Origin of the sequence: Robiginitalea sp. SC105 (genome assembly GCF_014243345.1) — a bacterium.
Classification (GTDB): domain Bacteria; phylum Bacteroidota; class Bacteroidia; order Flavobacteriales; family Flavobacteriaceae; genus Robiginitalea.
Genome location: NZ_JACLZF010000001.1, coordinates 1712067 through 1737686 on the forward strand (window position 1 = coordinate 1712067; position 25620 = coordinate 1737686).

Annotated in this window: 21 protein-coding genes; 4 read left to right on the forward strand and 17 right to left on the reverse strand. The window is 57.5% G+C overall.

The features are described from left to right. Positions 1–3 precede the first annotated feature (3 nt). A complete protein-coding gene (locus H7F20_RS07600; RefSeq protein WP_185785498.1) occupies positions 4–1116 on the reverse strand; it encodes a serine hydrolase in 1113 nt (370 codons plus the stop codon). 88 nt (positions 1117–1204) lie between these two features. Between H7F20_RS07600 and rimO the strand changes: the two genes are divergently transcribed. Then, positions 1205–2509 (forward strand): 30S ribosomal protein S12 methylthiotransferase RimO, encoded by a 1305-nt coding sequence (gene rimO / locus H7F20_RS07605; RefSeq protein WP_185785499.1) that lies wholly within the window; start codon positions 1205–1207, stop codon positions 2507–2509. Positions 2510–2516: 7 nt separating this feature from the next. Here rimO and H7F20_RS07610 read toward each other — a convergent pair whose 3' ends face one another. From H7F20_RS07610 to H7F20_RS07665, 12 genes are all read right to left on the reverse strand, one after another. Next, positions 2517–4736, reverse strand: a complete 2220-nt coding sequence (locus tag H7F20_RS07610; protein ID WP_255444006.1) for a DUF349 domain-containing protein — start codon at positions 4734–4736, stop codon at positions 2517–2519. A gap of 100 nt (positions 4737–4836) precedes the next feature. Further along, positions 4837–5589 carry a shikimate dehydrogenase gene (locus H7F20_RS07615; protein WP_185785500.1) on the reverse strand — a complete coding sequence of 251 codons (753 nt, stop codon included), beginning with the start codon at positions 5587–5589 and terminating at the stop codon, positions 4837–4839. Position 5590: 1 nt separating this feature from the next. After that, positions 5591–6622 (reverse strand): DUF368 domain-containing protein, encoded by a 1032-nt coding sequence (locus tag H7F20_RS07620; protein ID WP_185785501.1) that lies wholly within the window; start codon positions 6620–6622, stop codon positions 5591–5593. Next, the gene (locus tag H7F20_RS07625) at positions 6622–7551 is read right to left on the reverse strand and encodes a DUF368 domain-containing protein (RefSeq protein WP_185785502.1); all 930 of its coding nucleotides are present in this window, start codon (positions 7549–7551) and stop codon (positions 6622–6624) included. The genes H7F20_RS07620 and H7F20_RS07625 overlap by 1 nt, the downstream gene beginning before the upstream one ends. 27 nt (positions 7552–7578) lie before the next feature. After that, a complete protein-coding gene (locus H7F20_RS07630; protein WP_185785503.1) occupies positions 7579–8979 on the reverse strand; it encodes a lipopolysaccharide assembly protein LapB in 1401 nt (466 codons plus the stop codon). An 85-nt stretch (positions 8980–9064) separates the two neighbouring features. Continuing rightward, entirely contained in the window at positions 9065–10258 is a 1194-nt protein-coding gene (locus tag H7F20_RS07635; protein WP_185785504.1) for an aspartate aminotransferase family protein, read from the reverse strand. Beyond that, positions 10255–12003, reverse strand: a complete 1749-nt coding sequence (locus H7F20_RS07640; protein WP_185785505.1) for an OstA-like protein — start codon at positions 12001–12003, stop codon at positions 10255–10257. The genes H7F20_RS07635 and H7F20_RS07640 overlap by 4 nt, the downstream gene beginning before the upstream one ends. A gap of 44 nt (positions 12004–12047) precedes the next feature. Continuing rightward, the gene (locus H7F20_RS07645; protein ID WP_185785506.1) at positions 12048–13319 is read right to left on the reverse strand and encodes an adenylosuccinate synthase; all 1272 of its coding nucleotides are present in this window, start codon (positions 13317–13319) and stop codon (positions 12048–12050) included. A 7-nt stretch (positions 13320–13326) separates the two neighbouring features. Then, complete coding sequence (locus H7F20_RS07650; RefSeq protein WP_185785507.1) at positions 13327–13785, reverse strand: Fur family transcriptional regulator; 459 nt, start codon at positions 13783–13785, stop codon at positions 13327–13329. A gap of 86 nt (positions 13786–13871) precedes the next feature. Further along, a complete protein-coding gene (locus H7F20_RS07655; RefSeq protein ID WP_185785508.1) occupies positions 13872–16079 on the reverse strand; it encodes a bifunctional (p)ppGpp synthetase/guanosine-3',5'-bis(diphosphate) 3'-pyrophosphohydrolase in 2208 nt (735 codons plus the stop codon). An 81-nt stretch (positions 16080–16160) separates the two neighbouring features. Continuing rightward, positions 16161–16880, reverse strand: coding sequence for a hypothetical protein (locus H7F20_RS07660; protein ID WP_185785509.1), 720 nt, complete (start codon positions 16878–16880; stop codon positions 16161–16163). A gap of 11 nt (positions 16881–16891) precedes the next feature. Further along, a complete protein-coding gene (locus tag H7F20_RS07665) occupies positions 16892–17923 on the reverse strand; it encodes an alpha/beta hydrolase family protein (RefSeq protein ID WP_185785510.1) in 1032 nt (343 codons plus the stop codon). Between the two features lie 134 nt (positions 17924–18057). Between H7F20_RS07665 and H7F20_RS07670 the strand changes: the two genes are divergently transcribed. Genes H7F20_RS07670 through H7F20_RS07680 form a run of 3 tightly spaced genes read left to right on the forward strand, consistent with a single transcriptional unit; the run spans position 18058 to position 21002 of the window. Further along, entirely contained in the window at positions 18058–19353 is a 1296-nt protein-coding gene (locus H7F20_RS07670) for a CitMHS family transporter (RefSeq protein WP_185785511.1), read from the forward strand. A gap of 1 nt (position 19354) precedes the next feature. Beyond that, a complete protein-coding gene (locus tag H7F20_RS07675) occupies positions 19355–20698 on the forward strand; it encodes an acyclic terpene utilization AtuA family protein (RefSeq protein ID WP_185785512.1) in 1344 nt (447 codons plus the stop codon). 4 nt (positions 20699–20702) lie between these two features. After that, positions 20703–21002 (forward strand): hypothetical protein, encoded by a 300-nt coding sequence (locus tag H7F20_RS07680; protein ID WP_185785513.1) that lies wholly within the window; start codon positions 20703–20705, stop codon positions 21000–21002. Between the two features lie 51 nt (positions 21003–21053). On the opposite strand, the gene H7F20_RS07685 is transcribed toward H7F20_RS07680, so the two are convergent. Genes H7F20_RS07685 through H7F20_RS07700 form a run of 4 tightly spaced genes read right to left on the reverse strand, consistent with a single transcriptional unit; the run spans position 21054 to position 25619 of the window. Further along, positions 21054–21575 carry a GyrI-like domain-containing protein gene (locus tag H7F20_RS07685; RefSeq protein WP_255444007.1) on the reverse strand — a complete coding sequence of 174 codons (522 nt, stop codon included), beginning with the start codon at positions 21573–21575 and terminating at the stop codon, positions 21054–21056. Positions 21576–21578: 3 nt separating this feature from the next. After that, a complete protein-coding gene (locus H7F20_RS07690; protein ID WP_370588489.1) occupies positions 21579–22949 on the reverse strand; it encodes an ADP-ribosylglycohydrolase family protein in 1371 nt (456 codons plus the stop codon). A 5-nt stretch (positions 22950–22954) separates the two neighbouring features. Then, positions 22955–23434 carry a helix-hairpin-helix domain-containing protein gene (locus H7F20_RS07695; RefSeq protein WP_185785515.1) on the reverse strand — a complete coding sequence of 160 codons (480 nt, stop codon included), beginning with the start codon at positions 23432–23434 and terminating at the stop codon, positions 22955–22957. 16 nt (positions 23435–23450) lie between these two features. Then, positions 23451–25619, reverse strand: coding sequence for a xanthine dehydrogenase family protein molybdopterin-binding subunit (locus H7F20_RS07700; protein ID WP_185785516.1), 2169 nt, complete (start codon positions 25617–25619; stop codon positions 23451–23453). Position 25620 lies beyond the last annotated feature (1 nt).

Consider the following 25620-nt stretch of genomic DNA (forward strand, 5'->3'; position numbering starts at 1 on the left):
CTCTTAAAGTTTCATGTAATCCGAGAGGAGTTCCCAGAGCGTATTGTCAAAGCTGGAGGGCCCTGCCCGGTTTTCCCCGGCATCCTGTCCCATCCGGATGACCACCAGGTCCAGGGAAGGCACGACGTAGAGCTTCTGGTCATTCTTGCCCAGACCGGCCACCAGGTCGGGCGGGGCTTCCGGGACCAGGGACCCTGGGAAGACCACCTGAGAGCCGGGAAGCATGAAACTTCCCCGGCCGTTGAGCCACCACAGGTATCCATAGGAGGCGTTCAGCGATTGGGAAGGGGCCAGCATATCCTCCAGATAGCCGGAATCACCGAGTATCGCCTCCCCGTTCCAGCTGCCGCGCCTAAGGACAAGCAATCCAAAACGCGCCATACTGCGGGCCGTGCTGAAATAGACATTATTGCTGCCATTGGTGCTGAACCAGAGCCCGTCCATCCCAATGCGGTTGCGCAGCCGGCTGTTGAAGTAGGTTGCAAAGTTTTCCGATGCCGCCTGGGCCACAACGGATTGCAGCAGCGTATAGGGGCCATTGTGGTAAGCCCACCGCTGCCCGGCATCGGACATATACTGCAGGCAGCCCGGGGCCACGCAATCAAAGGCCAGGTCGTTGAGCCCTGTGGTCATCCGGAGCTGGTCACCTATAGTGATCAGGGCTTCCTTTTCGGCCGGGGCTGAGGTCCATCCCGTTCCCAGGTACCCGGAAGTGGCATCACTGAGCTCGAGCAAGCCCTCTTCCCGGGCGAGCCCCACCGTGAAGGCGGTCAGGGTTTTGCCCGCCGAGGCCCAGTACCACAGGCTGTCCCGGGTAAAGGAACCAAAGTAGGTTTCCTTGGCGATCCGGCCCCCCTTGAGGATGATCAGGGCCTTGGTGCCCTTGGAATCCAGGTAGGTGTCCAGACCGGCTTCGGCTTCGGCGTCCCAGCCCAGCGCAGAAGGATCCACAGTTTCCCATGGGGCAAAGGCCGTGGGTTCCGGGAAATACAAACCGGTTTCCGGCGGCAATTCCGTGTCGACGGGTTCTGTATCCCCCGAGCACCCGGTAAGGCCTGTAAGGGCGGCCAGGGCGATCCACAGCCCGAAACGCAATCTTTTTGCGGTCTGGTACATAATTAAATAACGAATTCCGCACCCTTTTCGTCTCTGCACTGCCCAACTTAGCCCCCCAGTTCGTACTTTTGCGCCCCAATTGTGTGGTATGCGAACGAAGACGCTTAAAAAGAACCGGATCAACGTGGTGACCCTGGGCTGCTCCAAGAACCTCTATGATTCCGAGGTGCTCATGGGGCAGCTCAAGGCATCCGACAAGGAGGTGGTCCATGAGCAGGATGGCAATATCGTCGTGATCAACACCTGTGGTTTTATCGCCAATGCCAAGGAAGAGAGCGTAAACACCATTCTGGAATTCGTCCGGCAAAAGGAGGCGGGGCTCGTGGAGAAGGTATTTGTCACCGGCTGTCTGAGCGAGCGTTACAAACCGGACCTGGAGAAGGAGATCCCCGATGTGGATGCCTATTTTGGCACCCGCGACCTCCCCCGCCTGCTCAAGGCGCTGGGGGCAGACTACCGCCATGAACTGGTGGGGGAACGCCTGACGACCACCCCGGCCAATTACGCCTACCTGAAGATTGCCGAGGGCTGCGACCGGCCCTGTTCCTTCTGCGCCATCCCCCTCATGCGGGGAGGGCACCGCAGCCAACCGATCGAAGACCTGGTACGGGAAGCCGAAAACCTGGCGGCCAAGGGGGTGAAGGAACTCATACTCATCGCCCAGGACCTTACCTACTATGGCCTGGACCTGTATAAAAGAAGGGCATTGGCAGACTTGCTGCGCGCGCTGGCCGGCGTTGCGGGCATCGAGTGGATCCGGCTGCACTACGCCTTCCCCACAGGTTTTCCCACCGATGTGCTCCAGGTGATGCGCGAAGAACCCAGGATCTGCAAGTATATCGATATCCCGTTGCAGCATATCTCCGACCCCATCCTGAAAAGTATGCGCAGGGGGACCACCCGGGAAAAGACTACCCGTTTGCTGGAGACCTTCCGGAAGGAAGTCCCGGGAATGGCAATCCGGACCACGTTGATCGTCGGATATCCCGGGGAAACTGATGCGGATTTCCAGGTATTGAAGGACTGGGTCAGGGAAACCCGGTTCGAGCGGCTGGGCTGTTTTACCTATTCCCACGAGGAAAACACGCATGCCTACCACCTGGAGGATGATGTGCCGGAGGCCACCAAGCAGGCCCGCGCGTCTGAAATCATGGAACTGCAGGCGCAGATTTCATGGGAACTCAACCAGGAGAAGGTCGGGAAGACCTTCCGCTGCATGATAGACAGGAAAGAGGAGGGGTTTTTCATTGGCCGTACCGAATTCGATTCTCCGGATGTGGATAATGAAGTCCGGGTGGATGCCAGCAAATACTATCTAAGGGTCGGGGATTTTGAGGATATCCGCATTACCGAGGGCGGGGATTTTGATTTGTACGGCGAACCGGCCAACTGAGGCGTTCCTATCCGGCCTGGTGGCCGGCAGCATCTTCCGTATCGGCTTCCCCGGACTCGCTTTCTGCATCTTCCGCCCGGTTCAGTTCGTTGCGCATGATGTTGAGTTTTTTCAACTTTGCCTTCCAACCGGCCAGGGTATTTTTCTGCCGTTCGATATTTGCGACCACGTCTTTTACAAGGGGGTTGTCTTCCGAAGGGTCTGAAAAGAACTGCAGGTTGTTTTCCAATTGCCGGATGGCCCCTTTGTTCTCCTCTATTTTCTTGCGGACAAACTGCCGTTCCTGTTCAATGGCCTGGGTATCATCCTCATTCGAAAGTTTCTGGATCTTGTTGCCGTATTTCAAAATGTCCGCCTCCGCCTTGCTCACCCCGAGCTTCCGGAAAAGCGCATCGACAATCTTATAGAATTTTGAATTCAGGTGTTTTTTGTTGCCGGGTATCCGGCCGACGCTTTTCCACTGGTTGACGAATTCCTGTATCTGTTTCAGGTCCGCTTCCCGCTTCCCGCCCAACTCAAATCCCTTGATTTTTTCCAGGATTTCGTCCTTTTCCCTGAGGTTGTCCTGCTCCTGGGCATTGGATGCATTCCGCCGGCTGTGCAGCCGGTCAAAGTAATGGTTGCACGCAGCTTTGAATTCCTTCCATATCTTATCCGAAAACTTCCTCGGGACATGCCCGGTCTGTTTCCACTCGTGCTGGATTCGCTTCATCTCGGGGGTGGCGGCGTCCCAGTCCTCGCTGTCCTTTAGCTCGACCGCCCGTGCGAGCAGGGCCCGTTTTTTGTCGAGGTTGACCTGCTGCTCCTTTTTGAGGTTTTTGTAATAGGCATTTTTGGTCCGGTTAAACCGGCGAACGGCATTCTTAAAGGCGGTCCAGGTTGTTTCATTGTCTTTCTGGGGTACCTTGCCGGCCTGGAAGAACTTATCGCGCAGGGCTTCCACCTGCTTGATCTGCTGTTGGATGGCCCGGTGGTTGTTGGCCACATGGTCCGCTATCTCCCCGATACCGGCGATGATTTCGTTTTTCTTCCGGAGGTTCTCCTCATATTTCTTTTCCAGTTCCTGGAAGTGCTCCTGCCGCCGTTTATGGATGAGTTTGGTGGCCGCACTGAACCGTTCCCAGATCGCTTCCCGTTGTTCTTTGGCTACAGGGCCCACTTCTTCCTTCCAGATCTTGTGCAGGGTTTGCAATTCCCGGAATGCCTTGTTCAGGTCCGGTTCCTCCGCGAGTGCTTCTGCCCGGGCGATCAATTTTTCCTTCTCGTCCAGGTTGTGCTTGAAATCCAGGTCGCGCAGTTCCCGGTTCAGGTGGAGGAAATCGTAGAAAATTTCCACGTGGTGCTGGTAGGTGCGCCAGACGTCGTTGTACTGGGCGCGGGGTACCGGCCCGGCCTGTCTCCAGCGCTCCTGAAGGTCCTTGAAGGTTTTGTAGGTGGTGTTCATGTCCTCCTCCAGGTTCACCAGCCCCTTGAGCTCCTCGATGATCTCCTGTCGGATGGCCAGGTTCTTTTTCAGGTTCTGTTCCAGGCTTTTGTAATACTGGTTGCGCTTTTCCCGGTACTCGGCATAGAGTTCGTTGAATTGGCGCTTGGTGACGGAGTTGTACCGGAAATCGGCCTCGTTCCCGCCCCGGTCCACGAACTCTTCTTTCTTGTGCTCGATGAATTCGGAGAATTTCTGGTCGAATTCGTGTTTGATGCCCTCCACATGCCGCCGGATGGCCTGAACCTTCTCGGTCCGGAGCAGGCGCTGCAGTTCGCCGACGAGGTTTTCCATAGAAAGGGCGTGGTAGTCCAGGAAGGGGATATGGTGGCGGCGTTCATTCTCGGAGTCTTCGGCATCCTCGGCATTGGAATCGTCAATCTCCTTTTCCGTGTCGTCTTCATCCGGGTCGGCGGATGGCTGGGCTGCCTCAGGGGAAGAGTTGCCGGCCGTCTGGTCGTCCCCAACCGGGGTTTCGCCCGTTTTCCCAGTTGACGTTTCCGTCTCATCGGCGGTTTTTGCCGTAGGTTTTTTATTGCTGTCGACCCCTGCCTTTTTGGCGGAAACCGGATCTGCCTGGTCCTGCGTCTCCCCGTCTGCCCCGGGATCGCGGGCGGTTTCCTGCCTGTCGACCTCCGGTTCCGGGCTGCTGTCCGGTTGCGGGTTTTCCTGCTTTTCTAAGGTGTCACTCCCTTTATTCCCCCCTGCAGTTCCCTGCAGTTCTTTGTTTTCCTCTTCCGACATGCAAATGATTTTTCGGTGCCTGCCCTAATGCCTACCTAAGATACTAACAAGCGGGCGTTAAACAAAGGGTATTCCCTTTCTTTTCGGGTGAGGGTAAGCCCTAGGGTTGCCCGGAGGCGCCGGTGGCCGTCCACAACTTCCATGCGTGCTCGGCCTGTATCTGCAGCATCTCCAGGCCGTTTTTGATGCGTGTCCCCCGGCTCAGGCCCCTGGAAAGGAATTCTGTTCGCTCCGGGTTGTAGATCAGGTCGTAGAGCAGGTGGGCGGGCCCGAGGGCATCGTAGGGCAGGTCCGGGTGTTTTTCAATTTCCGGGTGGGTCCCCAGGGGGGTGCAGTTTACGATCACCTGAACCCCGGCGAGGATGGATGCGTCCAGCTGGTGGTACCCGAGCCTTTCCCCGGACGGGTTCCGGGATACATACCGGTATCCGATCCCCAATTGGTCCAGGGCGTAAGCGACTGCCCTGGAGGCCCCCCCGGTCCCCAGGATCAGCGCGCTGTGGTCGCCGGACCGCAACAGCGGCCTGAGGGATTCCCGGAACCCGGTTACATCTGTATTGTGACCCGAAGTGGTACCGTCCCGGAAACAGATGGTGTTGACGGCCCCGATCCGGGCGGCCTCCGGGTCAATGCGGCCCAGGTAGGGCATCACGGCCTGCTTGTACGGGATGGTTACGTTCAGTCCCCGGAGGTCGGGGTTTTCCCGGAGCAGGCCGGGAAAGTCACCAATGGCATCCAGGTCAAAATTCTCATAGGAATGGTCGTCCAGGCCCAGCTTTTGGAATTTTTCCCTGAAGAACCCCCGGGAAAAAGAGTAGGAGATATTCCTGCCGATAAGCCCGTACCTGTGCATGCTACGGCTGTTTTTTTAAGTTGAGCCTCCTGTTTTTGCCATACCACTCCAGCAGCACCAGGATCCCGATCCCGATCCCGATAAACAGCAGGGCCCAAAGGTTTTCGGAAACCCCCAGGTCGGGCAGGTAGCGCTGGTAATTTGCGATAATCCGGTCCCCGTTGGAATCCAGAAGGGGCTCACCGTCCGGGCCGGTCAGGAAGATGGTCCGTTTCCACGGCCATACCACCCCCAGGGAACCTGTGATAAACCCGATGATCACCGCCGTGGTCAGGTGTTTGTAGTGCTTTAGCACATAGCCCAGCAAGTGGGAGAGGGTAACCAGGCCTGCGGCCGATCCCGCGGTAAATACAGCCAGTATCTGCAGGGTCCGGAGCCGGGGCAGGTTGCGGATAAAGCTGAAATCCCCCACCAGCATCTCGGCAAGGGTGTCGTAGAGCGCATTTACCGAATCCACCAGCAGGAGGACGTAGTTGCCCAGCAGGATCAGGATGAAGGACCCGGAGAGACCGGGCAACGTCATCCCGGAAACGCTGATGATCCCACAGAAGAAGATGAACAGCAGGTTGTCGTTTTCACGGGCGGGGCTCAAAAAACTGATGGAAATCCCGATCACCAGCCCCAGGATGCCTGCGGGTACCGTTTTTTTATTCCAGTGCTCAAAATCCTTGGAGATAAAGTAAATGGATCCGATGATCATCCCGAAGAAGGCGGCCCACACGAAGAGTTCCTTTTGTTCCAGGAAATAATCGAGGACTTTGGAAACGCTGAAATAGCTGAAAAGCATCCCGAGGATCAACATGGAGAGGAAGGGCCCGTTGACATAGCGGTAAAAACTCCGGAACCGTCCCCCCAGGAGGAGTTTAAAGGCTTTCAGGTTTATTTTTTGCAGGGAGTAGATGAATTCCTCATAGAATCCCACTACAAAAGCCACGATCCCCCCGGAAACCCCGGGCACCTTGTTGGCAGCCCCCATGGCGAGTCCCTTGATGAACAAGAGGATACGGTCCGATATGGTTCTGGGCTGGTACATCAGTGGGATACATTCTTTTGATCGGCAAGCCGTTCCAGCAGCAGGATCATTACAAAGCCGGCAATTGCGAGCAGGAGCGCCTGCCAGAGCATGGGGTCCCCGTCAAAATTCCAGGGGGAGACATTCGCTTCCCGGACTACGATGGATTTCCCGTCGTATATCCGGCTTTCGAGAACCTTTTTCCAGGGCCAGATCTTTTGCATGGACCCGATGATAAAGCCGGTAAGCAGCGCCAGGGTGCCGTTGCGGAACCGGACGAACATCCATTTGAGCAGGCGTGCAAAACTGAGCAGCCCGAATACCGCCCCCAGCGCCAGGGTCAGCAATACCGTGAGGTCCCGCTGGTGCACAGCATCCAGAGCCGTTTTGTATCCCCCCAGCAGCACCAGGATAAATGCCCCGGAGATACCGGGGAGGATCATGGCGCAGATGGCCAGTGCGCCGCACAGGAACAGGTACGGAAGCCCGGGATTTGGATCGGCAACGGGCAGTGACACCACCAGGGTGGCAATGGCGATGCCGGCAATGAGCATGGTCCAGACTGCGAGGCGCCAGCGGCTGATCTGACGGGCTACATAGATGATGCTGGCCAGGACCAGGCCAAAAAAGAATGCCCAGAGCAGTACGGGGTGTTCGGTAAGCAGCCAGCTGAGCAGGCGGGAAAGGGAAAATACGCTGATGACGATGCCCGCAAAGAGGGCGAGCAGGAAGCTGCCGTTGAGGGCCTTCCAGAAGGCCGCGAACCCCTGTTTGGACCAGATGCGCAAAAGGCTCGGCCGGATTTGGTCAATGGAGGTGATCAACTCCTCGTAAATACCCGAGATAAAGGCAATGGTGCCGCCTGACACCCCCGGGACCACATCGGCAGCCCCCATGGCCATGCCCTTGACCAGTATCCAGAAGTAGTGGAGTTTCCCCGGTTTATCCATAGCAATAAAAAAGCAAAAGTAGCTTTTTTATTTGGAAGCTTTCCGGCATTCGCCAATGATGCGCTGCGCCCAGGAAGCCCCGTAGAGATCGGGGTATTGTTTTTTGAATTGCTTGAGTTTTCCGGGGGCAGTTTCCAGTGCGGCACGCAGGTGGCCACAGGCCTTCCGGTCCTGGCCGAGGATGCGGCAGACTCCGGCGAGCAGATACCGTACCTCGGCCGCATCCGGATGGAATTCCGCCCCCTGCTTCAGGACTTCCGCCGCCGCGGCGACTTCCTGGTTGGCCAGCAACACGCGGGCCCATTGCAGCCAGGTATCCAGTTCGTAATTCCCGAGGTCCACCGCCATTTTAAAGGCGTAATCGGCCTGGTCCAGTTCCCGGAGGGCCAGGTGAATCCTGCCGCAGCGCGACCAGTAGGCCGCGTTTTCGCCATCGATATTGATGGCCTTGTTGATGTATTCCCGGGCCTTGCCGTAATTCTTTTTCTTGAAATAGTAATCCGTGATGGCCAGCCAGCCCTTGTCCAGCAGCGGGTCTTCATGCACGGTCAGGTAATAGTAATCCCGGGCCTTCTGGTCCATGCCCAGTTTTTCGTGGCAGCGGCCGATACGCAGGTAGGCGTGGGAGGTCGGGTCGTCCATTTCCGTGGTCACCGTATAGTTTTCTATGGCTTCCTGGTACCGGCCCAGTTTTTCGAGCACCCTGCCCTTTTCAAAATAGGCACCCAGGAAACTGTCGTCAGAGATAATGGCAAAATCGAAGGCGGCCAGGGATTCCTTGAACATTTCCATGGCGTAGTACTGCTTGCCCAACTGGTGCCAGGCGACCTGGCAATAGGGACGTGTCTCCAGGTAGTCGTTCAGGTAGCGGATGGCCCCCTCAAAATCCTCGAGGAATTCGAAGCAGTATACCACGTTGTAAAGGGAGGCGTAATCTTCCGGATCGGCTTCCAGGCACTTCATGAAACAGGTTTGCGCCTGGCTGTATTCGTCCAGGAAAAGGTATTCCATCCCCAGGAGGGAATAGACGTCAAAATCGTTTTCGGAAATTTCGAGCGCCTGCCACAGGAGTTCGATGGCCGCCGGGTGGTTGTCTTTCTTTGAGCAGATATTTGCACGCTGGATATAGATCTCCTCATTCAGCCCGTCGAGCACCTGCAATTGATCCAGGATGTGTTCGGCCCGGTCCAGGTGGTTTTCGAAAACGAGTACCTCCACCTTCAGCAACTGCAGTTCCAGGGAGTCCGGGTGCTGCTGCAACCCCATGCGGATGGCCTTTTTGGCCAGGGCGATTTTACCGTTGTTCAGGTAGTGGTGGATGATTTCCTCAAAATCCTCAGAATCAAAGAAATAGACCTCATCGGTCTTTAACATGGATTCAAATTTGAGGATGGATTGGCTGGGTTGTTCATTCGGATCGAGCGTCATAGAAGTCCGTTTGGTTTCCGTATGGATTTAAAAATAGTTTTTGATAGCTTGAAAAGGGGCGGAAGGAGCCTTTGTTATCAACAAATTAGTTAACAGGGGTCCCCGGGGAGGTATCCAGTACCTCCAGGAGGGTCCTGCATCCCTCCCTGATTTCCGCCTCCGAGATAGTCAGGGGCGGGGTAATGCGCACGGCCCGCGGTTCAAAGAGCAGCCAGAAGAGCAGGAGCCCGCGTCGCTGGCACTCCAGGATCAGGTGATTTGCCGCAGCCGCATCTGCCAGGATCAGGGCCAGCATCAGGCCCCGTCCCCGGATTTCGAGGATAAGCGGGTGCCTCAGGAGCTCCCTGAAAAGCTGTTCCTTACGGATGGCTTCCCGCATGTAATCCCCGGATTGCAACTCCCGCAGGGTGGCCAGGGCCGCTGCGGCAATGACGGGGTTGCCGCCGAAGGTGGTGATATGCCCCAGTTTTGGCTGGTCGCTCAAGGTGGCCATGTGCTCCCTGGAGGCGGTGAACGCCCCTACAGGCAGGCCCGACGCCATGCCTTTGCCCATCACGAGGATGTCCGGTACACAGTGGTAATGCTCAAAGGCAAAAAGTTTTCCCGTCCGGCCGAATCCGGGCTGGATCTCATCCAGGACCAGCAGGGCCCCGGCCTGGTTGCACCGCTCCCGGACCTTTGCCAGGTAGCCTTCCGGGGGGAGCCGGAACCCCGCACCCCCCTGGATGGTCTCCAGGACAACGGCTGCCGTATGGTGGTCTATCTTTTCCAGGTCGGCCTCCTCCCCGAAACGGATGTGCCGGATATCGGGCAGCAGCGGACGGAACGGGGCTTTGCGCGATTCGAAACTCATCAGGCTCAGGCTCCCGTAGGTATTTCCGTGGTAGGCATCTGCTGCGGCGATGATCCGGGATCGGCCGGTTACCCGGCGCGCTAGTTTCATAGCCCCTTCCATGGCCTCCGTCCCGGAATTGACCAGGTAGGTCGTTTCCAGCGGAGCCGGGAGGGCGTCTGCCAGTTCCCTGCAAAATCGCACAGCCGGTTCCAGGGCAAATTCCCCGTAAACCATCACGTGCATGTACTTCCCTGCCTGCTCCTGCACGGCCGCCACCACCCCGGGGTGGCAATGGCCCAGAGTACAGGCGGAAACCCCGGCGATAAAATCCAGGTAGGCTTTTCCCTCCCGGTCATACACATAACTCCCAGAGGCCCGTTCGATCTCCAGACCGAGGGGGTGGGGGGTGGTCTGTGCCTGGTATGAGAGGAATTCTTTGTTCACCTTCCGGATTTTTCGGGGGCCGGTTTGCCCGCGCTTCGTTTCGGTACGGGTTGTGTCCCGGCGGGGGAGGCCGCCGGTTCCTCACCGGGGGTGGGGTCCGAATCCCGGTCGATCGGTTCGCTCAGCCCCCGGATTTCCGGCAGGACGAGGTTGTTGTCGTCATCGTCAAAGATCTCCTCCCAGGACCGCATGCGTTCCTCCCCCCTCCAGGTAAACCCCTCGAGGATCCGGCTGTCCTCCGGCAAGTCCTTTTCCGGGAAGATAACCCCGTCCGGGTCTACAAAAAAGGTGATGTCCTCGATGTCGCTGTCCTCCATCAGGAGGCGGATCCGGCTGCAGAGGGTTTTGTCAATGCCAATCAGCTGGTTGTCATCGTCGTACATGAAATAGACCACCTCGGTATTCCCGACAAGGTCCACGATTTTGAGCTGGTCGTCGATGAACTTGCCGAGCAGGTCCTTGCCCTTTGCCTGGTTGTAACCGCGATGGCCGATGGTATCCTCCGATACCAGGAAGGCATTCCCGATGACCTTCAGGGAGTCCAGCTTTTCGGTTTCGAGGTCGCTGAGCAGGTAGATGCTGTCGCCGGTCATCTGGTTTTCCAGGTTCCACATCACCGGGTCGCGGATCAGCTGCGTGATACCGGTTCGCTCCTCGAAATGGATGGAATCGCATTTCCCGCTGAGATCCGTTTTATAGAACCGGGCCCCCCGGAAAGCCCTTAAGATACGCGCTTCCGGTTTGCCAGTCACCATGAGCGTATCCCCGTGCATATAGAGGGAATCCTGTTCCACCAGGCTGATGGAGACGGCCCGCCGTGTGGCAAACACCGAATCCTTTTCGCGGTGCACCTCCGCATAGTGGGCCCGGATCACGCCATTGTTAAGGGTGTCCGTGATCTTGATATTGTTGGTGGCCGAGGCAAAGGCCGTGGCCTTGTCAAAGTAGACGCTGTCTCCCTCGATGATCCGGTTGTTGTAGTGGATTTCAGTGTTGCGGATGCCGTACCCCTGTTCTACCTGGGTGTCGTAGTACCCGCGCTCGCAGTAAAGGGTGTAGTCCTCCCCGGTAATGGTTGAGGGGCCATACATATAGGCATTTTTGGAAGTGGTGTAATAGTCCAGGCGCGTGGATTCCAGGGTGTAGTCCGGGTTGGTAATCAGCACCGAATCCTGGAACTGGTATTTCTTGGGCTCCATATAGTAGCGGCCCACCCGACTGGTGAGGGTGTTGACGGAATCCACGATCCGGCCGTAATCCCGGTAGTACGCTTCCTGTTTTTCCCGGTCAAAATACAGGGTATCCGTGGTCAGCGTCATCGACCGGTTTTTGAGCCGCACCGTTTCATAGGCTTTGGCCAGTCGGAGGTTGCCGTTGTATTCCACCCTGCCGCTGGTCATCAGCACGGAATCTCCCTGTTGCAGGCGGACGTTCCCAATGGCTTCGAGCCGGTTGTCCTTCTGGTACAGGAAGGCGTAATCGCACCAGAGGTCGGCACCCTGGTGCTCAAATTGGACCTGCCGGGTATCCTTGCTGAAAATCGACGCCCCGGGTCTCAGGCTTTCATCTTTGGTGAAATTCCCCCCGTACACGATGGTGATCCTCCGGTCCAGGGTGCTGTCCGCCTGGGCACCCAGGGGGAGTACCGTCAGCAGGAAGGCCAGTATGGCAAAGGCGTTTTTCAATCTGGAAATTTGTCCAAAAGTAGCATAAATTGAACCGGTCCCGAAGGATTTCACATGCATTTAGCACTTGGTTGCCACCCGCTCACAGGGAGCCCGGGCAGGCATCAGCGCCGGATGGTCTGCAGGCGGTCCGGCCCGACGGAGACAATCCGGATGGGGGTCTGCAGGGCTTCTTCCAGGAATGCGATATATGCGTTGAGGGTTTCGGGCAGCTCGGAAGCTTTGGTCATCCCGGTCAGATCTTCCTTCCAGCCGGGCATCTCCGTGTACACAGGGGTCAGGTGTTCCGCTTCAAGCGTGTAGGGCAGGTGGTCGATCTGCTCGCCTTTGTACTGGTAGGCCGTGCAGACCCGGATGGTCTCAAAGCCGCTTAGCACGTCGGCCTTCATCATCATCAGCTGGGTGACCCCGTTGATGCGTACCGCGTATTTCAGGGCCACCAGGTCCAGCCAGCCACAGCGGCGCGGCCTGCCCGTCGTGGCGCCGAATTCGTTCCCCACGCGGCCCATGGTTTCCCCGTCCTGGTCAAAAAGCTCCGTGGGGAAGGGGCCGCTCCCCACCCGGGTGGTATAGGCCTTAAAGATACCGTAGACGTCCCCGATGGTGCCCGGGGCAATGCCCAGGCCCGTGCAGGCTCCCGCAGCAGTGGTATTGGATGAGGTTACGTAGGGGTAAGTGCCGAAATCGATATCCAGCAGGGATCCCTGGGCGCCCTCCGCCAAAATGCGTTTCCCCGCATCCATGGCGCGGAAGAGGTATTCCTCGCTGTCGATGAAGGTCAGTTCCTTCAGGCGTTCCACGGCCGTGAAGAAATCCGCCTCCAGTTCCTGAAGGTTGTAATGGATGTCCACGTCGTAGAAGTGGATCATCGCCTCGTGCTTGTCGGCCAGGGCCCGGTATTTATCCCGCCAGTCGGACATTTCCAGGTCCCCCACCCGGAGGCCGTTGCGGCCGGTCTTGTCCATGTAGGCCGGTCCGATCCCCTTGAGGGTACTGCCGATCTTGGCTTTGCCCTTAGCAGCTTCCGAAGCGGCGTCGAGCAAGCGGTGGGTCGGCAGGATCAGGTGTGCCTTCCGGGAAATCAACAGGCTTTTTTTGGGGTCGACCGGGAAGTCCTTCAATTTTTCCAGCTCCCCCCGGAAAATGACCGGGTCAATGACCACCCCGTTCCCGACCACATTGATGGCTTTGGGGTGGAAGATCCCTGAGGGGATGGTGTGCAGCACGTGTTTGATGCCATCGAATTCCAGGGTATGGCCGGCGTTTGGCCCGCCCTGGAAGCGCGCGATTATATCGTAATCGGCAGTTAGTACATCGACGATTTTTCCTTTTCCCTCGTCTCCCCACTGGAGGCCGAGCAGCAGATCTACAGACATGGGTCGGTTATGATTCTTTGGCGGTTTCCTCGCTACGGTTCCGGGTCCCGTAGAAGTAAAGCGAATGATTGTTGATTTTGATATCGAAAACCTCCTCGATGGTCTTCTTGATGGATTGGATGCGCGGATCGCAGAACTCCACAACCTCCCCGGTGTCGGTGAGGATCACATGGTCGTGTTGTCGGTCGAAATAAGATTTTTCGTACTGGGCCTGGTTTTTGCCGAACTGGTGCTTGCGCACCAGCTTGCACTCCAGCAACAATTCGATGGTATTGTACAGGGTGGCCCGGCTGACGCGGTAATTCTTGTTTTTCATCTTGATATAGAGCGATTCGATATCAAAATGGTCGTCACTGTCATAGATTTCCTGCAGGATGGCGTACCGCTCGGGGGTTTTGCGGTGCCCGTTGTCTTCCAGAAAACTGGTAAACACGTTTTTGACGATTTCCTGATTCTTGTCGGCCATGGGCAGTGGAGCTAAATCCGCCTACAAAAATACGCTTAAAATTAGGAATAGCCACAAGTTGCGGCCGAATTTAGGCGGGTGTCGCCTCAGAGGCGGATCACCTTGTCGATGCCGTTGATCTCCTTGAGGTTTGCGACGAGTTTTTTGAGGATGGCCTTGTTTTTGACCACCACGGTGATCTTGCCTTCGAAGGTACCCCCGTCCGTGCTGAAATTGATATTGCGCATATTTACGTGCATCTCATCCGAAATCAGGTCGGTGATGTCGTTGATCAGCCCCATATTGTCGATGCCGCTCATCCGGATCTGGGCGGTAAACTCCTCCTGGGTGGAGTCCACCCACTTGGCGGAGATGATCCGGTAGGCGTAATTGGACTGGAGGGAGATGGCGTTGGGGCAGTTCTTTTTGTGGACTTTGATGCCTTCGTTGACACTGACAAAGCCAAAGACCTCATCCCCGGGGATCGGGTTGCAGCACTTGGAGAGCGTATAACTGAGCTTTTCCTCTTCCTTCCCGAAGACGAGCATATCGTACTTGGCCGTGATCTCGTCCCGGTCGATATCCTTGGGGGTTTCCTTGCGCCGGATCTTGTTCTTGAAAAAACTGATGAACGCATTGTTGTAGGAAGCCGCGAAATCCCGGATCTGCTGGTTGTCAATGGCGCCGTTGCCCACCCGGTAGAAAAGGTCCAGGCTGGTCTGCAGCTTGAAGAACACGACCATCTTGTTGACCACATCCTCGCTCAGGGTGATTTTCAGGGATTTCAGTTTGCGCCTCAGGGTTTCCTTGCCCTCCACGGCAAGTTCCTTTTTCTCCTCCCGCAGGGAAGAGCGGATCTTGGAACGCGCCCGCCCGGTGGTGGCATAATCCATCCAGTTCTGGTTGGGTTTGGCGCTTTCCGAGGTAATCACCTCCACCTGGTCGCCGCTCCTGAGTACGGTGTTGAGCGGGACCAGTTTGCCGTTGACCTTGGCGCCCCGGGTATGCATGCCCACCTCCGTGTGGATGTGGAAGGCAAAATCCAGGGGGGTCGCCCCTTTAGGCAGGGATTTCAGTTCCCCTGAAGGGGTAAAGACGAAGATCTCCTTGGAATAGAGGTTGAGCTTGAATTCCTCTACAAAGTCCACGGCACTCCCGTTGGAACTCTCCAGGGCTTCCTGCAGGCGGTTGAGCCAGATTTCGATGCCTTGTTCCTTCTGGTCGCCGTGTTTGTACTTGAAATGGGCGGCATAGCCCTTTTCGGCGATCTCATGCATGCGCTCCGAGCGGATCTGCACCTCTACCCAGCGCCCTTTTGGGCCCATCACGGTGATGTGCAGGGCTTCATACCCGGTGCTTTTGGGGGAGGAGATCCAGTCCCGTAGGCGTACCGGGTTGGGGGTGAAGTGGTCCGTTACGATAGAGTAGATCTTCCAGGCGAGGAACTTCTCGTTTTTCCGGTCCGATTTATAGATGATGCGGATGGCGAATTTGTCGTAGATCTGGTCGAAGCTCACATTCTGTGTCTGCATCTTGCGGCGGATGGAATGGATGGATTTCATCCGCCCCCTGATCGTGTAGTTGAGCCCCTCCCGGTCCAGGGAGTCCCGGATGATGGCCGAGAAATCCTCGATATACTGGGTCTGTTCCTCCTTGGTATCCTCAATTTTGCTCAGGATATCATTGTAGACCTCCGGTTCGGTGTATTTCAGGCTGAGGTCCTCGAGTTCCGTCTTGATATTGTACAGCCCGATACGGTGCGCCAGGGGGGCGTAGATATAGAGGGTTTCCGAGGCGATTTTCACCTGCTTGTATTCCGGCATGGAGTCCATGGTAAGCAGGTTGTGGTAGCGGTCGGCGATCTTGATGATGATCACCCGGACGTCGTCGTGGAGGGTCAGCAGCATCTTGCGGAAATTCTCCGCCTGCTGGGAAATATTCGTGTCCTTCTTCAGGTGGGCAATTTTGGTCAGCCCGTCGACGATCCGCGCAACCGTCTCCCCGAACATCCGCTCGATATCGTTCAGCGTGTAGGGGGTATCCTCCACCACGTCGTGTAACAGGGCCGATGCGATGCTCACGGCATCCAGCCCGATTTCCGAAGCGACGATCTTCGCTACCGCTATCGGGTGGAATACGTAGGCTTCGCCCGATTTGCGGCGCTGGTCCTTATGGGCATCCACGGCTACGTCAAAGGCCTGCCGGATCAGGCGCTTGTCCTCGTCGGACAGCGTCTGGTAGCTGATGCGCAGCAGTTCCTTGTACTGCTTGGCGATCTCCTTGTTCTCCTTTTGTATGAGTGTTTGCGGCGCCATGGATTAAAAGTAGCACAAATTCAAAAGCATACCAACAAAAACCATGCCTGTTGACGGGAAGTATCGGCCATTTTATCGGGTTCAGCCCCCGTAAATCACCGCATCCGGAATTTCATACTGCGCGTCCCCGATCCCGATGATGAACACGTCTCCCTCGTGGGAGGACTGGAATTCCCCGGTGGCGGGTAGCGGGTCGCAGCCAATTGCCCGGCCGTTCTCAAAGAGGATGGTTTGGCGCGTGCCGTCCTGGAGGGTCAGGATCACCCTGCCGGAGCCGTTTCCGCTGCGGATCACCCCGAAATTGCATTGTTCCGTTCCGTTCACCCCACAAGGCACCTGGCCCGTGGCGTGGAAAGGGGTCCCCGGGACCAAGGCATCCGCCTCGGGTTGTTTGCCCCGGATGACCTCCAGCCGGAAATCTGCTGTTTCCCCTCTGCGGGCCGCACTGCGCATCAGGTAAACCCGGATGCGGTACTCCCCGCTTTTTGCAGACGTCCCCTCGTACTGGTTCCCCGATACCGACCCGATGAAGACGGCCTCATAGGCTTCCCCGGGCTCCATCAGGTTGAAGTAATTGGCGCTGTTTTGGGTCGCCAGGCTGATATTGAGGTATTGCCCGGCTTGGGCCGAGAACAGGTAGTCCGCGATCCGGTATCCGGAGAGCGTGTCCCGGACCACTGCCGTCCGGGTATCGCCGGGCCATTCGATCCGTTGGGTGCGGATATCCGGATCCGCCTGGCAAAGGAGGTTGTAGTGGCCTAAAAGGGCCAGGATGAGGAAGGTAAAAAGCGGTCGATTCATGTAAATAAAGATTAATCGGACTCGAAGGAAAGGTACCGGTCAAAAAATGGCAGCATGTCATTGGGGATCCGGCCATCCCGCGTATATATGCCGCTGGTGTGCGTGCCGATGTACTCCTCGGCGAAGTGAGTGATATTCGCATTTTCCAGTCGCTGGCTGAACATGTTGCACTGCTGGGTAAAACGCTCCCCGGCATTCCTCCCCCAGTCCAGGGCAATGCCCCGGAGCTGCCGCAGGTTTTCCAGGTTGTCCTCGATCATATGGACGGGCATGTTTGCCTGCCACTTGGCCAGGACCTCCGGGCGGGTAACCAGGGAGTCCCCCTGGTATTCAAAGGGTACGTCACAATAAAAAGGCGGGTTGTCCGGGTTGGGGGACCAGGAGCGCCCAAAGGCGACAATTACCCTGGGGAAATAGGAATTACTGAGTTCCTCCGCTGTACGGATTGCCGCCAGGTCCCTGTAGGTGGTGCTGTTGGGGCCGTATTCCCTGACGATTGCAAGGGCACCCGGACTCAGGGCATAGACACTCCCGAAAATATCCGGGTGGTGCATGGCGATCTTCAGGGCCCCGTACCCTCCCATGCTGTGTCCCGTGATCCCCCGGCTGTTTTTGTCCGGCAGGGTCCGGTAATGGGTATCCATGTACCCGACCAGGTCCAGGGCGGTAAAATCCTCCCAGTTGCCAAAAAGGCCCGAGTTGCTGTAGAAGCTGCCGTCATAAGTTGTTTTCTGGTCGCTGATTACCAGGATAAATGGCCGGATTTTCTTTTTTTCGATGGCGTGATCCAGGATATCCACCATCTGGGGATACAGGGTATGATCCCCCATAAAGCCATGCAGGAAGTAGATTACCGGGTAACGCTCCCCGCTATTGTCATAGCCGGGAGGCAGGTACACGGAGAGTGCCCGGGTGGTTGCCTCCCCCATGGGGTTTTCGAGACGGGCAGAGTAAAGGGAATCGACAATGACTTTGCCTCCGGCGGTTTGTGCCTGCAGCAACTCCGCAAAAAGGATCAGCAGCAGGAGCATCGTTTTTTTCATAAGATCTGATCAGTTGGAAATCAATTGGAAATCAGCTGGAAATTAAGGAATTTAAGCAAAACCTGTCGACTTCCTGAGCGGCATTTTCACGGATCCCCGGGAATCTTGTACTTTAGGGGTTCAGATCAGTCGCTATGCTAGCCCTCCTGGGAGTCCTTACCATCGCCATCCTGCTTTTCCTGATTATGAGCAAAAGGGCCTCAGCGATCGTGGCGCTTATCGTTGTCCCGCTCCTGACCGGCCTGGCAGGCGGGTTCGGGACGGAACTCTTCGGTTTTATGACCGAGGGCATCCAAACCATTGCCCCGACTGGGGTCATGTTTATTTTCGCCATCCTTTTTTTTGGTATCCTCACCGACGCGGGCACATTCCGGCCCATCATTGAACGGTTGTTAAGAGCCGCCGGGCGACATCCTGCAAGGATTGCCGTGGCAACGGCCCTGCTGGCCATGATGGTCCATCTGGACGGCTCCGGAGCCGTAACCTTCCTGGTTACCGTTCCCGCTTTACTGCCGCTGTACGACGAATTGAAAATGCCCCGGACGACCCTGGCCACCATTGTGGCACTGGCAGCCGGGACCATGAATATACTTCCCTGGGGGGGGCCGACGCTGCGGGCGGCTTCGGCCCTGGAGGTTCCGGTTACCGAACTTTTCAACCCGATGCTGCTGCCTGTGTTGGCGGGCCTGGGATTTGTGCTCTTCCTGTCTTACAGAATGGGGCTCAGGGCCGCGTCCGGGACAGGGGCCGACCCGGGAAATACGGAGGGGATTTCCATGGAGCTTCCCGAAACGGACCCCGACCTGGAACGTCCCCGGCTGTTTTGGGTCAACATCGCGATGATCCTGGCCGCGGTGGTCTTTTTGATTTCCGGCCTTGCCCCGCCCCATGTGGTGTTTATCATCGCCTTTGCCCTGGCCGTTACGCTGAATTACCCCAACCTGAAACAGCAGGCGGATCGGATCAATGCACATGCAAAGGCGGCCCTGCTGATGGCGGGGATCCTTTTTGCCGCCGGATGCTTTACAGGGATCCTCAAAGGCTCCGGCATGATCGATGCAATGGCCGAGGGTTCGGTAGCCGTACTGCCGGATTGGGTAGGGGGCCACCTGGCGATTATCACCGGGGTTTGCTCCATGCCTGCCAGCTTGTTATTTGACCCGGATTCCTTTTATTTCGGGATCCTGCCCCTTTTAGGCTCAACGGCGGAATATTTTGGGGGGGATGCATTGGAAGTAGGCCGTGCGGCCATATCCGGTCAAATGACCACGGGATTCCCTGTAAGTCCCCTCACGGGGGCTACCTACCTCCTTGTCGGTCTCACAGGGGTGGACCTTGGGGACCATCAGCGGAAGACCATCCCCTATGCCTTCCTGACCACCCTGATCATCCTGTTTGTTTCACTGCTCGTTGGCGCAATATCTCTATAATATGAGCGATAGTTTACGGATCGGAAGCGGGGCGGGATATGCGGGCGACCGCCTGGAACCTGCCCTGGAACTCATGGAGCGGGGCCGCCTGGACTTTATCGGTTTCGAATGCCTTGCAGAGCGGACCATCGCCCTGGCCCAGCGCGAACGGGACCGGGATCCTAAGGCGGGTTACAACCCCATGCTGGCTTATCGGATGGAACACCTGCTCCCCCTGGCCCGGAAACACGGCATTGGCGTGCTGACCAACATGGGAGCTGCCAATCCTGCGGGGGCAGCGGCTAAAACCGCCGGGATTGCAACAAAACAAGGCCTCCGGGGCATGAGGATTGCGGCTGTGACCGGTGACGACGTACTGGAACAGGTACGCAACCGGCCCGGTCTGAAAATTCTGGAAACCGGAATGGCCCTCGAAAGCCTGGGTAGCCGGATCGTATCCGCCAATGCCTACCTGGGGGTTGCCCCCTTGCTTGAAGCCCTGCGGCATAAGGCGGATGTCATCATTACCGGTCGGGTGGCCGACCCCGCCCTCTTCCTTGCACCCATCATGCATGCCTTTGGTTGGGATATCTCCGATTATCAGCGGCTGGGCAGGGGTACACTGGTCGGGCACCTGCTCGAATGTGCGGCCCAGGTAAGTGGCGGGTATTTTGCCGACCCCGGCCGGAAGGACGTCCCCGAGTTGTGGCGCGTGGGATTCCCCTTTGCGGAGGTATACCCGGACGGGAACGGTTTTATCTCCAAGCTGGAGGGTACGGGCGGGCAGGTGAGTACGGCGACGGTTACCGAACAGTTGCTTTATGAAATCCACGATCCCGCTGCGTATCTGACCCCGGATTGTACAGCAGATTTTTCGGGCGTTCACCTCCATTCGGAAAAAACGGATGAAGTGGCCTTTTCAGGGGCCGGGGGCAGTCCCCCGACCGACACCTATAAGGTCAGCGTGGGGTATCGCAATGGCTATCTCGGGGAAGGACAGATAAGCTACGGGGGTGCCAACTGCCTTGATCGCGCCCGACTGGCCGGCGAGGTGGTCCGCAGGTGGCTGGAGCCGGTAGCCGGATCCATAGCAGACCTGAGGATTGACCTAATCGGCTATGATTCCCTGGGCCCTTCTGCCGGAAATCGCAGCCCCGCCCCCAGGGAAGTCCGCCTGCGGGTGGCAGGGAGGTCGGAAGACCCGGAAGTTGCGCGCCGGATCGCCAACGAGGTGGAAGCCTTGTATACGAATGGCCCGGCTGGGGGAGGCGGTGCCTCCAAGCGGGTCGAAGAACTGATTTCGGTGGCATCCGTGCTTCTCCCCAAAAGCGAGGTGGCACATACGGTCAAATACATGGAAACCTGATCAGATGAAACTCTACGAGATAGCGCATTCACGTACCGGGGATAAGGGGAACATCTCGAATATTTCCCTCATCGCCTATGACCCAACTGATTTTGAATTGCTCCGGGAGCGGGTTACCGCATCCCGGGTCCGGGAGTTTTTTTCCAGCCTGGGGGTCACGGAAGTCCGGCGCTATGAATTGCCCCAGCTCGGGGCCCTGAATTTTGTGCTCCACAACGCCCTTGCAGGCGGTGTAACTTCGGCCACCACCCTGGATAAACACGGGAAGACCCTGGGTTCCTTTCTGCTGGAAATGGAGATTTGAATTTTGGCCGGTAACCCGAGGCTGCCCTTGAATGTGGGTAGTTTGTCGGTTTCAGGAAGCCCCGTCCTTTACGCGGACGGGTATCCAGAGGTCCTCTTCGGAATCCGGGTGGTCCCCCAGATAAGTCGGGCCCATAACCGCAAGGTGCGGCCTGTGTTCCAGGTCGTAAAGGGAGGCCGGTAACCATTCGGTCAGTATCCGGTGATAAAATGCGCCGACAGTCCGGGGACTGCCCCGGTAGCGAAAGACTGCATACAGCCCCTCGGGAAGTTCCAGTTTTTCTAACGGTTCCGGGAGGCCCTCCCAGGTGGTTACCGGGACGCCGGCCCACTTCCTGAATGTGCGGTGGGGGTCGAAGTCCCTGAGGTATTCCGCGTCCGGGTAAATGTCGACGGAGTAGAGTTCGTTTCCAACCCGCCCGGGGATGTGGTTGCGAAGGGGCATGAATTCCTGCCAGAGTTCCCGGGTCTGATTATCCATCAGGGACATGGCGCGGCAACTACCGGCAAGGAGCATTCCGGGCATCGTTTCAATTCTCGGCAATAAGGGATTTCTGGCTGTTTCTGGAAGCATTTTTTACTCTTTGAGTCGGGATACGGGAAAGGGATCCGATATCAGGGGTATCCGCCAGGCGGTATCCCCGTCGCTGAGCCTGCCACCCATCTCGCGGGGGACGACCCGGTCGATCACCTCCAGTCCCGTCTGGGCCATTTGCCCGAAGGTATCGATACCCCCGTTTGGAAAATTCTGCCGGGTCCGGTGGATATTGAACCGGTCGGAGAAGGTGCGGCCAAAGGCTTTTTCCACCCCCTGGCGTCCCAGGATAAACCCGAGCAACCCGCCCCATGTGGCCGTCGGGTTGTCGGAATCCCAGCCACACAAAACGCCAATTTTAATGGTTTCCTTTAAATCGCCCCTGCCGTAAAACAGGCTGACCAGGCTGGCCGCGTAATTGATCCCTGCTGCAAAACACCCGTTGCAATACAGGTTTTGGGAGGTAATGTCATACCCGTCCTGCCGTTCGACCTGATAGCGCTGGTAAATGGCATCCCGTGCCTGTTCCCAGGGAATCCCGGATTCGTATTGGGATTTGACAAAGTCGTACATGCGGGCGGAATAGCCGCTTTCAGGCAAATGGGTGCGGGCCATTTCCGCAATTTCGAACAACTGCCCCTCCAGAGGTTTCCCGGGGTCGACCAGGGGGGCCAGGGAATGCATGATTACGTAGAATTCGGAAATCAGGGCCGCCTGCCCGCCAGCCGAGGTGCGGATGGGCAGATGGGCCATCTGCAGCGCCACATCCGGGCGGGCAGGGGAGAGGAGGCCAAAGATTTCCGTGGTCAGCTGGGCATCGATCATTTCCCAGTGTTCATTGAGCGCGGGGTCACTGGTTCGGGGCGGCAGGATTCCTTCCTGCATCAGGTCCAGGGCGCGCTGGTTGGAGACCCAGAGGTAGTTTTCCTCCTCTTTCCGGATATGCCTGAGCCAGCCTTCCCGGATTTGTTCCGGCGTCAATACGGCGGTTTGGTGAGTGGCCAGCAGGTGCTGGTACATATATTCGATATCGGTGTCGTCGTCGGCACCCCAGATGCTGTCCGGCCCGCGGAATACAAAATCGATGGTAGCGGAAAGCGGACTGGGCGAATCCGGCGTAAAGATGCTGGGTTGGTCCGGTTTCCCCCAGTCTTCCCGGGTGTAAAATTCCCCGGTCCGGATATCCCCGATGTTGCCGATCTTGTCCATTTCGGTGACCAGGCCCGTCCAGTTGGCAATGCATTCGGCAAGCCAGAACCCCTCTAGTTTTTCTGCATAACCGGCCCGGTCAAGGACCAGGGTATCGGTTGGGGCAACGGCCCCGGCTGGCTGGGCGAAGGCAGTGGGTGCGGTCGCGGCCAGCAGGAGGACAAAAAATTGGATTCCGTATTTCGGTTTCGTTTTCAGGCGCACAGGACTCAGTTTTCGGATTGGAGGAGGTCAAAATACGACACCTCCGGGCGGTTTTCCGGATACCCGGCCGTTTCCCGGAAGGCCTTGCGTTCTGCGGTAAAATCCCACCACCTGCGGCTGCTGTCCCCGGTCTTCGCATAATGTACCGCGAGCCGGAACTGGTCTTCCACGCAAGGGTCCGTCCGGTATCCTTTCCGGAACTCATAGGTGTCCGTAAGGGTGGCACCGTCCAGTCCCCGGAGCTCCTGGATACGCCGGTACCCCAGGAAGTAGAGGTCATCGGCAAAGTGGATCCCCACGGAGGGAATCTGCTGGAATTCGGCCCGGGCCCTCAAAAGATCGGCCCGTTCGGGGGAGGCACCGAGGATGACCTCCAGTTCGTCGGTGGCGTAGTCGGGGATTTCACGGATTTTGACGCCATGGGCCCGGAGGCCCTTCCGTTCGGAATCCGTCAGGTTGAGCACGGGATGGAATCTTGTTTTCATTTGCAGGGCATTCCAATCAGGCGTTGAGGACTTCCAGGACGCGTTCCGGGGTAAAGGGCAGGTGCCTGAGGGATTTTCCGGTCAGTTTCAAAAAGGCATTGGCAATCGCCCCGGCTACAAGGGGGGTGCCCGTTTCCCCCACACCTTCCGGATGCTGGTCGGAACCGAGGATGACCGTTTCGATGCTTTCGGGTGCATCCTGCATCCGCAACAACCGGTAGTCGCTATAATTGGATTGCTGTACCCGGCCGTCCCGGATGGTGATCTGTTCGCTGAGCACGCTGCTCATGCCCATGATGATCCCCCCTTCGATCTGGGCTTTGATATTATCGGGCTGCACGGCTATGCCGGGGTCCACGGCACACCAGAAGTGGTGGACGGTGATTTTCCCGGTATCCCGGTCCAGGGAGATTTCACAGATCCCCGACCCCAGGGAGCCGTGTTCCACAAAGGCCACCCCCCGGGCGCGGCCCTCCGGGGCCGGTGTGTCCCAATCCGCCATTTCGGCTACCTTGTCCAGGGTGGCAAGGGCCCTCGGCGCGTCGGCCATCAATTCCCGGCGGAGGGCCACCGGGTCTTTTTTCAGGTCGGTTGCAACCAGGTCGAGCATGTGTTCGATTGCGAATTTATTCGGGCCATGCCCCACGGATCGCCAGTGCTTGAGCCGGATCCCGTGCCGGGCTTCCCGCCATTCGGCCAATTGGTTCGGGATCCGGTAATGGTCGTTGCGGATGCCGCTGGCCACCAGGTTCCCCCCGTCCCCGACCACGCAATGCGCAAACCCCGTGAGCTTCCCACCGGAATCCACTCCTGCTGTGACGCGCTGCAGGCTCATCGGCCGGAAGGCACCGTATCGGACGTCATCCTCACGGGTCCAGATGAGTTTTACGGGCTTAGGGGCCACTTCCTGGGCCAGTAGGACGCATTCGGAAACAAAATCATTCATGCTGCGACGGCCAAAGCCCCCGCCGAGGTACTGGAGGTTTATGGTGACATTTTCGGGCGGGATGCCCAGGAGTTCCGGTACCCCCAGCTTGGAATCCGGGCCCTGCTGGCTCCCTACCCATACTTCCGCACTGCCCCCGTCGGCGGCAACCTGCACCACCGCGTTTAGGGGTTCCATCTGCGCGTGATAGATATAGTCGTTTTTAAAATCTGCGGTTATTCGCCGGGCTGCCGAGTTAAAGGCTTTGTCGACATCCCCGCTTTCCACGATGACCTCGCCCCGGGCATTCCCTGCGGCAATTTTTTCGTATTCCCGGTAAGCCGTCCCGGAATCAAAACCACTGGCTGCTGAAGTCCCCCAGGAGATACGCAGGTTTTTTTTCGCCTCCAGCGCGCCTTCCAGAGAGGTCGCGATCAGGCCTATGGCATAGTCCAGGCGGATGATTTTTAGCACGCCGTCCATCCCCAGGATTTCTGCCTCGTTCTGCAGCTCAGGGGCTGCCCCGTGCAAATCCCCTCGTTCCAACACCCCGTAAACCATATCCGGCAGGCGGATATCTATGGCAAATTGTGCCCGTCCATTTACCTTTTCGGGAAGTTCAGTCCGCTGCAGGTCCTGGCCCACCAACCGGTATTCCGAGGATTTCTTAAGCGGGATATTCTCCGGGAGGGTTTCGGGTATTTGCAGGCCGGAGGCGATCTCCCCGTACCCGAGCCGGCGATCCGATTCGGGGTGAACCACATATCCCGGCTCGGTTGTCAGTTCGCCCATTGGTACCCCCCAGGTTTTCGAAGCGGAGTACAGAAGGATATAGCGGGCCTCGGCCCCGGCCCGGCGCATCACATCAAAATAGCTGTTGGTGGTGCGGCTGCCGACGGTGAACATCAGCTTGCTGCCCGGGGCCCAGCCCGGGGAGCCATACACCTCGGTTACCTGGGGCGAAAATTCCACATGCACCTTGCTCCAGTCCGCATCCATTTCCTCTGCGAAAATGGCCGGCAGGGCCGTCATGGAACCCTGTCCCATTTCTGCTGCCGGGTTGAAAATGACCATTTCCCCGTCTGATGAAAGTTTAACCCAGGCCGTCAGCGGTTCCTTTTTCAGGGCCGCTTCGAGCTTTTTCGGGTCTTCGCAGGAAATGAGTCCCGGAAGGATGCCGGATACCCCGATGTATAGTGTAAAGCCGCCTGTGGCCTTTAAAAAATTACGGCGACTTGCAGTATAAGTGTTTGTTTCCATG

Coding starts and splice junctions, on each gene's coding strand:
- H7F20_RS07600 (WP_185785498.1), bottom strand. CDS start 1,116: ATGTACCAGACCGCAAAAAGATTGCGTTTCGGGCTGTGGATCGCCCTG.
- rimO (WP_185785499.1), top strand. CDS start 1,205: ATGCGAACGAAGACGCTTAAAAAGAACCGGATCAACGTGGTGACCCTG.
- H7F20_RS07610 (WP_255444006.1), bottom strand. CDS start 4,736: ATGTCGGAAGAGGAAAACAAAGAACTGCAGGGAACTGCAGGGGGGAAT.
- H7F20_RS07615 (WP_185785500.1), bottom strand. CDS start 5,589: ATGCACAGGTACGGGCTTATCGGCAGGAATATCTCCTACTCTTTTTCC.
- H7F20_RS07620 (WP_185785501.1), bottom strand. CDS start 6,622: ATGTACCAGCCCAGAACCATATCGGACCGTATCCTCTTGTTCATCAAG.
- H7F20_RS07625 (WP_185785502.1), bottom strand. CDS start 7,551: ATGGATAAACCGGGGAAACTCCACTACTTCTGGATACTGGTCAAGGGC.
- H7F20_RS07630 (WP_185785503.1), bottom strand. CDS start 8,979: ATGACGCTCGATCCGAATGAACAACCCAGCCAATCCATCCTCAAATTT.
- H7F20_RS07640 (WP_185785505.1), bottom strand. CDS start 12,003: ATGCATGTGAAATCCTTCGGGACCGGTTCAATTTATGCTACTTTTGGA.
- H7F20_RS07645 (WP_185785506.1), bottom strand. CDS start 13,319: ATGTCTGTAGATCTGCTGCTCGGCCTCCAGTGGGGAGACGAGGGAAAA.
- H7F20_RS07650 (WP_185785507.1), bottom strand. CDS start 13,785: ATGGCCGACAAGAATCAGGAAATCGTCAAAAACGTGTTTACCAGTTTT.
- H7F20_RS07655 (WP_185785508.1), bottom strand. CDS start 16,079: ATGGCGCCGCAAACACTCATACAAAAGGAGAACAAGGAGATCGCCAAG.
- H7F20_RS07660 (WP_185785509.1), bottom strand. CDS start 16,880: ATGAATCGACCGCTTTTTACCTTCCTCATCCTGGCCCTTTTAGGCCAC.
- H7F20_RS07665 (WP_185785510.1), bottom strand. CDS start 17,923: ATGAAAAAAACGATGCTCCTGCTGCTGATCCTTTTTGCGGAGTTGCTG.
- H7F20_RS07670 (WP_185785511.1), top strand. CDS start 18,058: ATGCTAGCCCTCCTGGGAGTCCTTACCATCGCCATCCTGCTTTTCCTG.
- H7F20_RS07675 (WP_185785512.1), top strand. CDS start 19,355: ATGAGCGATAGTTTACGGATCGGAAGCGGGGCGGGATATGCGGGCGAC.
- H7F20_RS07680 (WP_185785513.1), top strand. CDS start 20,703: ATGAAACTCTACGAGATAGCGCATTCACGTACCGGGGATAAGGGGAAC.
- H7F20_RS07685 (WP_255444007.1), bottom strand. CDS start 21,575: ATGCTTCCAGAAACAGCCAGAAATCCCTTATTGCCGAGAATTGAAACG.
- H7F20_RS07695 (WP_185785515.1), bottom strand. CDS start 23,434: ATGAAAACAAGATTCCATCCCGTGCTCAACCTGACGGATTCCGAACGG.
- H7F20_RS07700 (WP_185785516.1), bottom strand. CDS start 25,619: ATGGAAACAAACACTTATACTGCAAGTCGCCGTAATTTTTTAAAGGCC.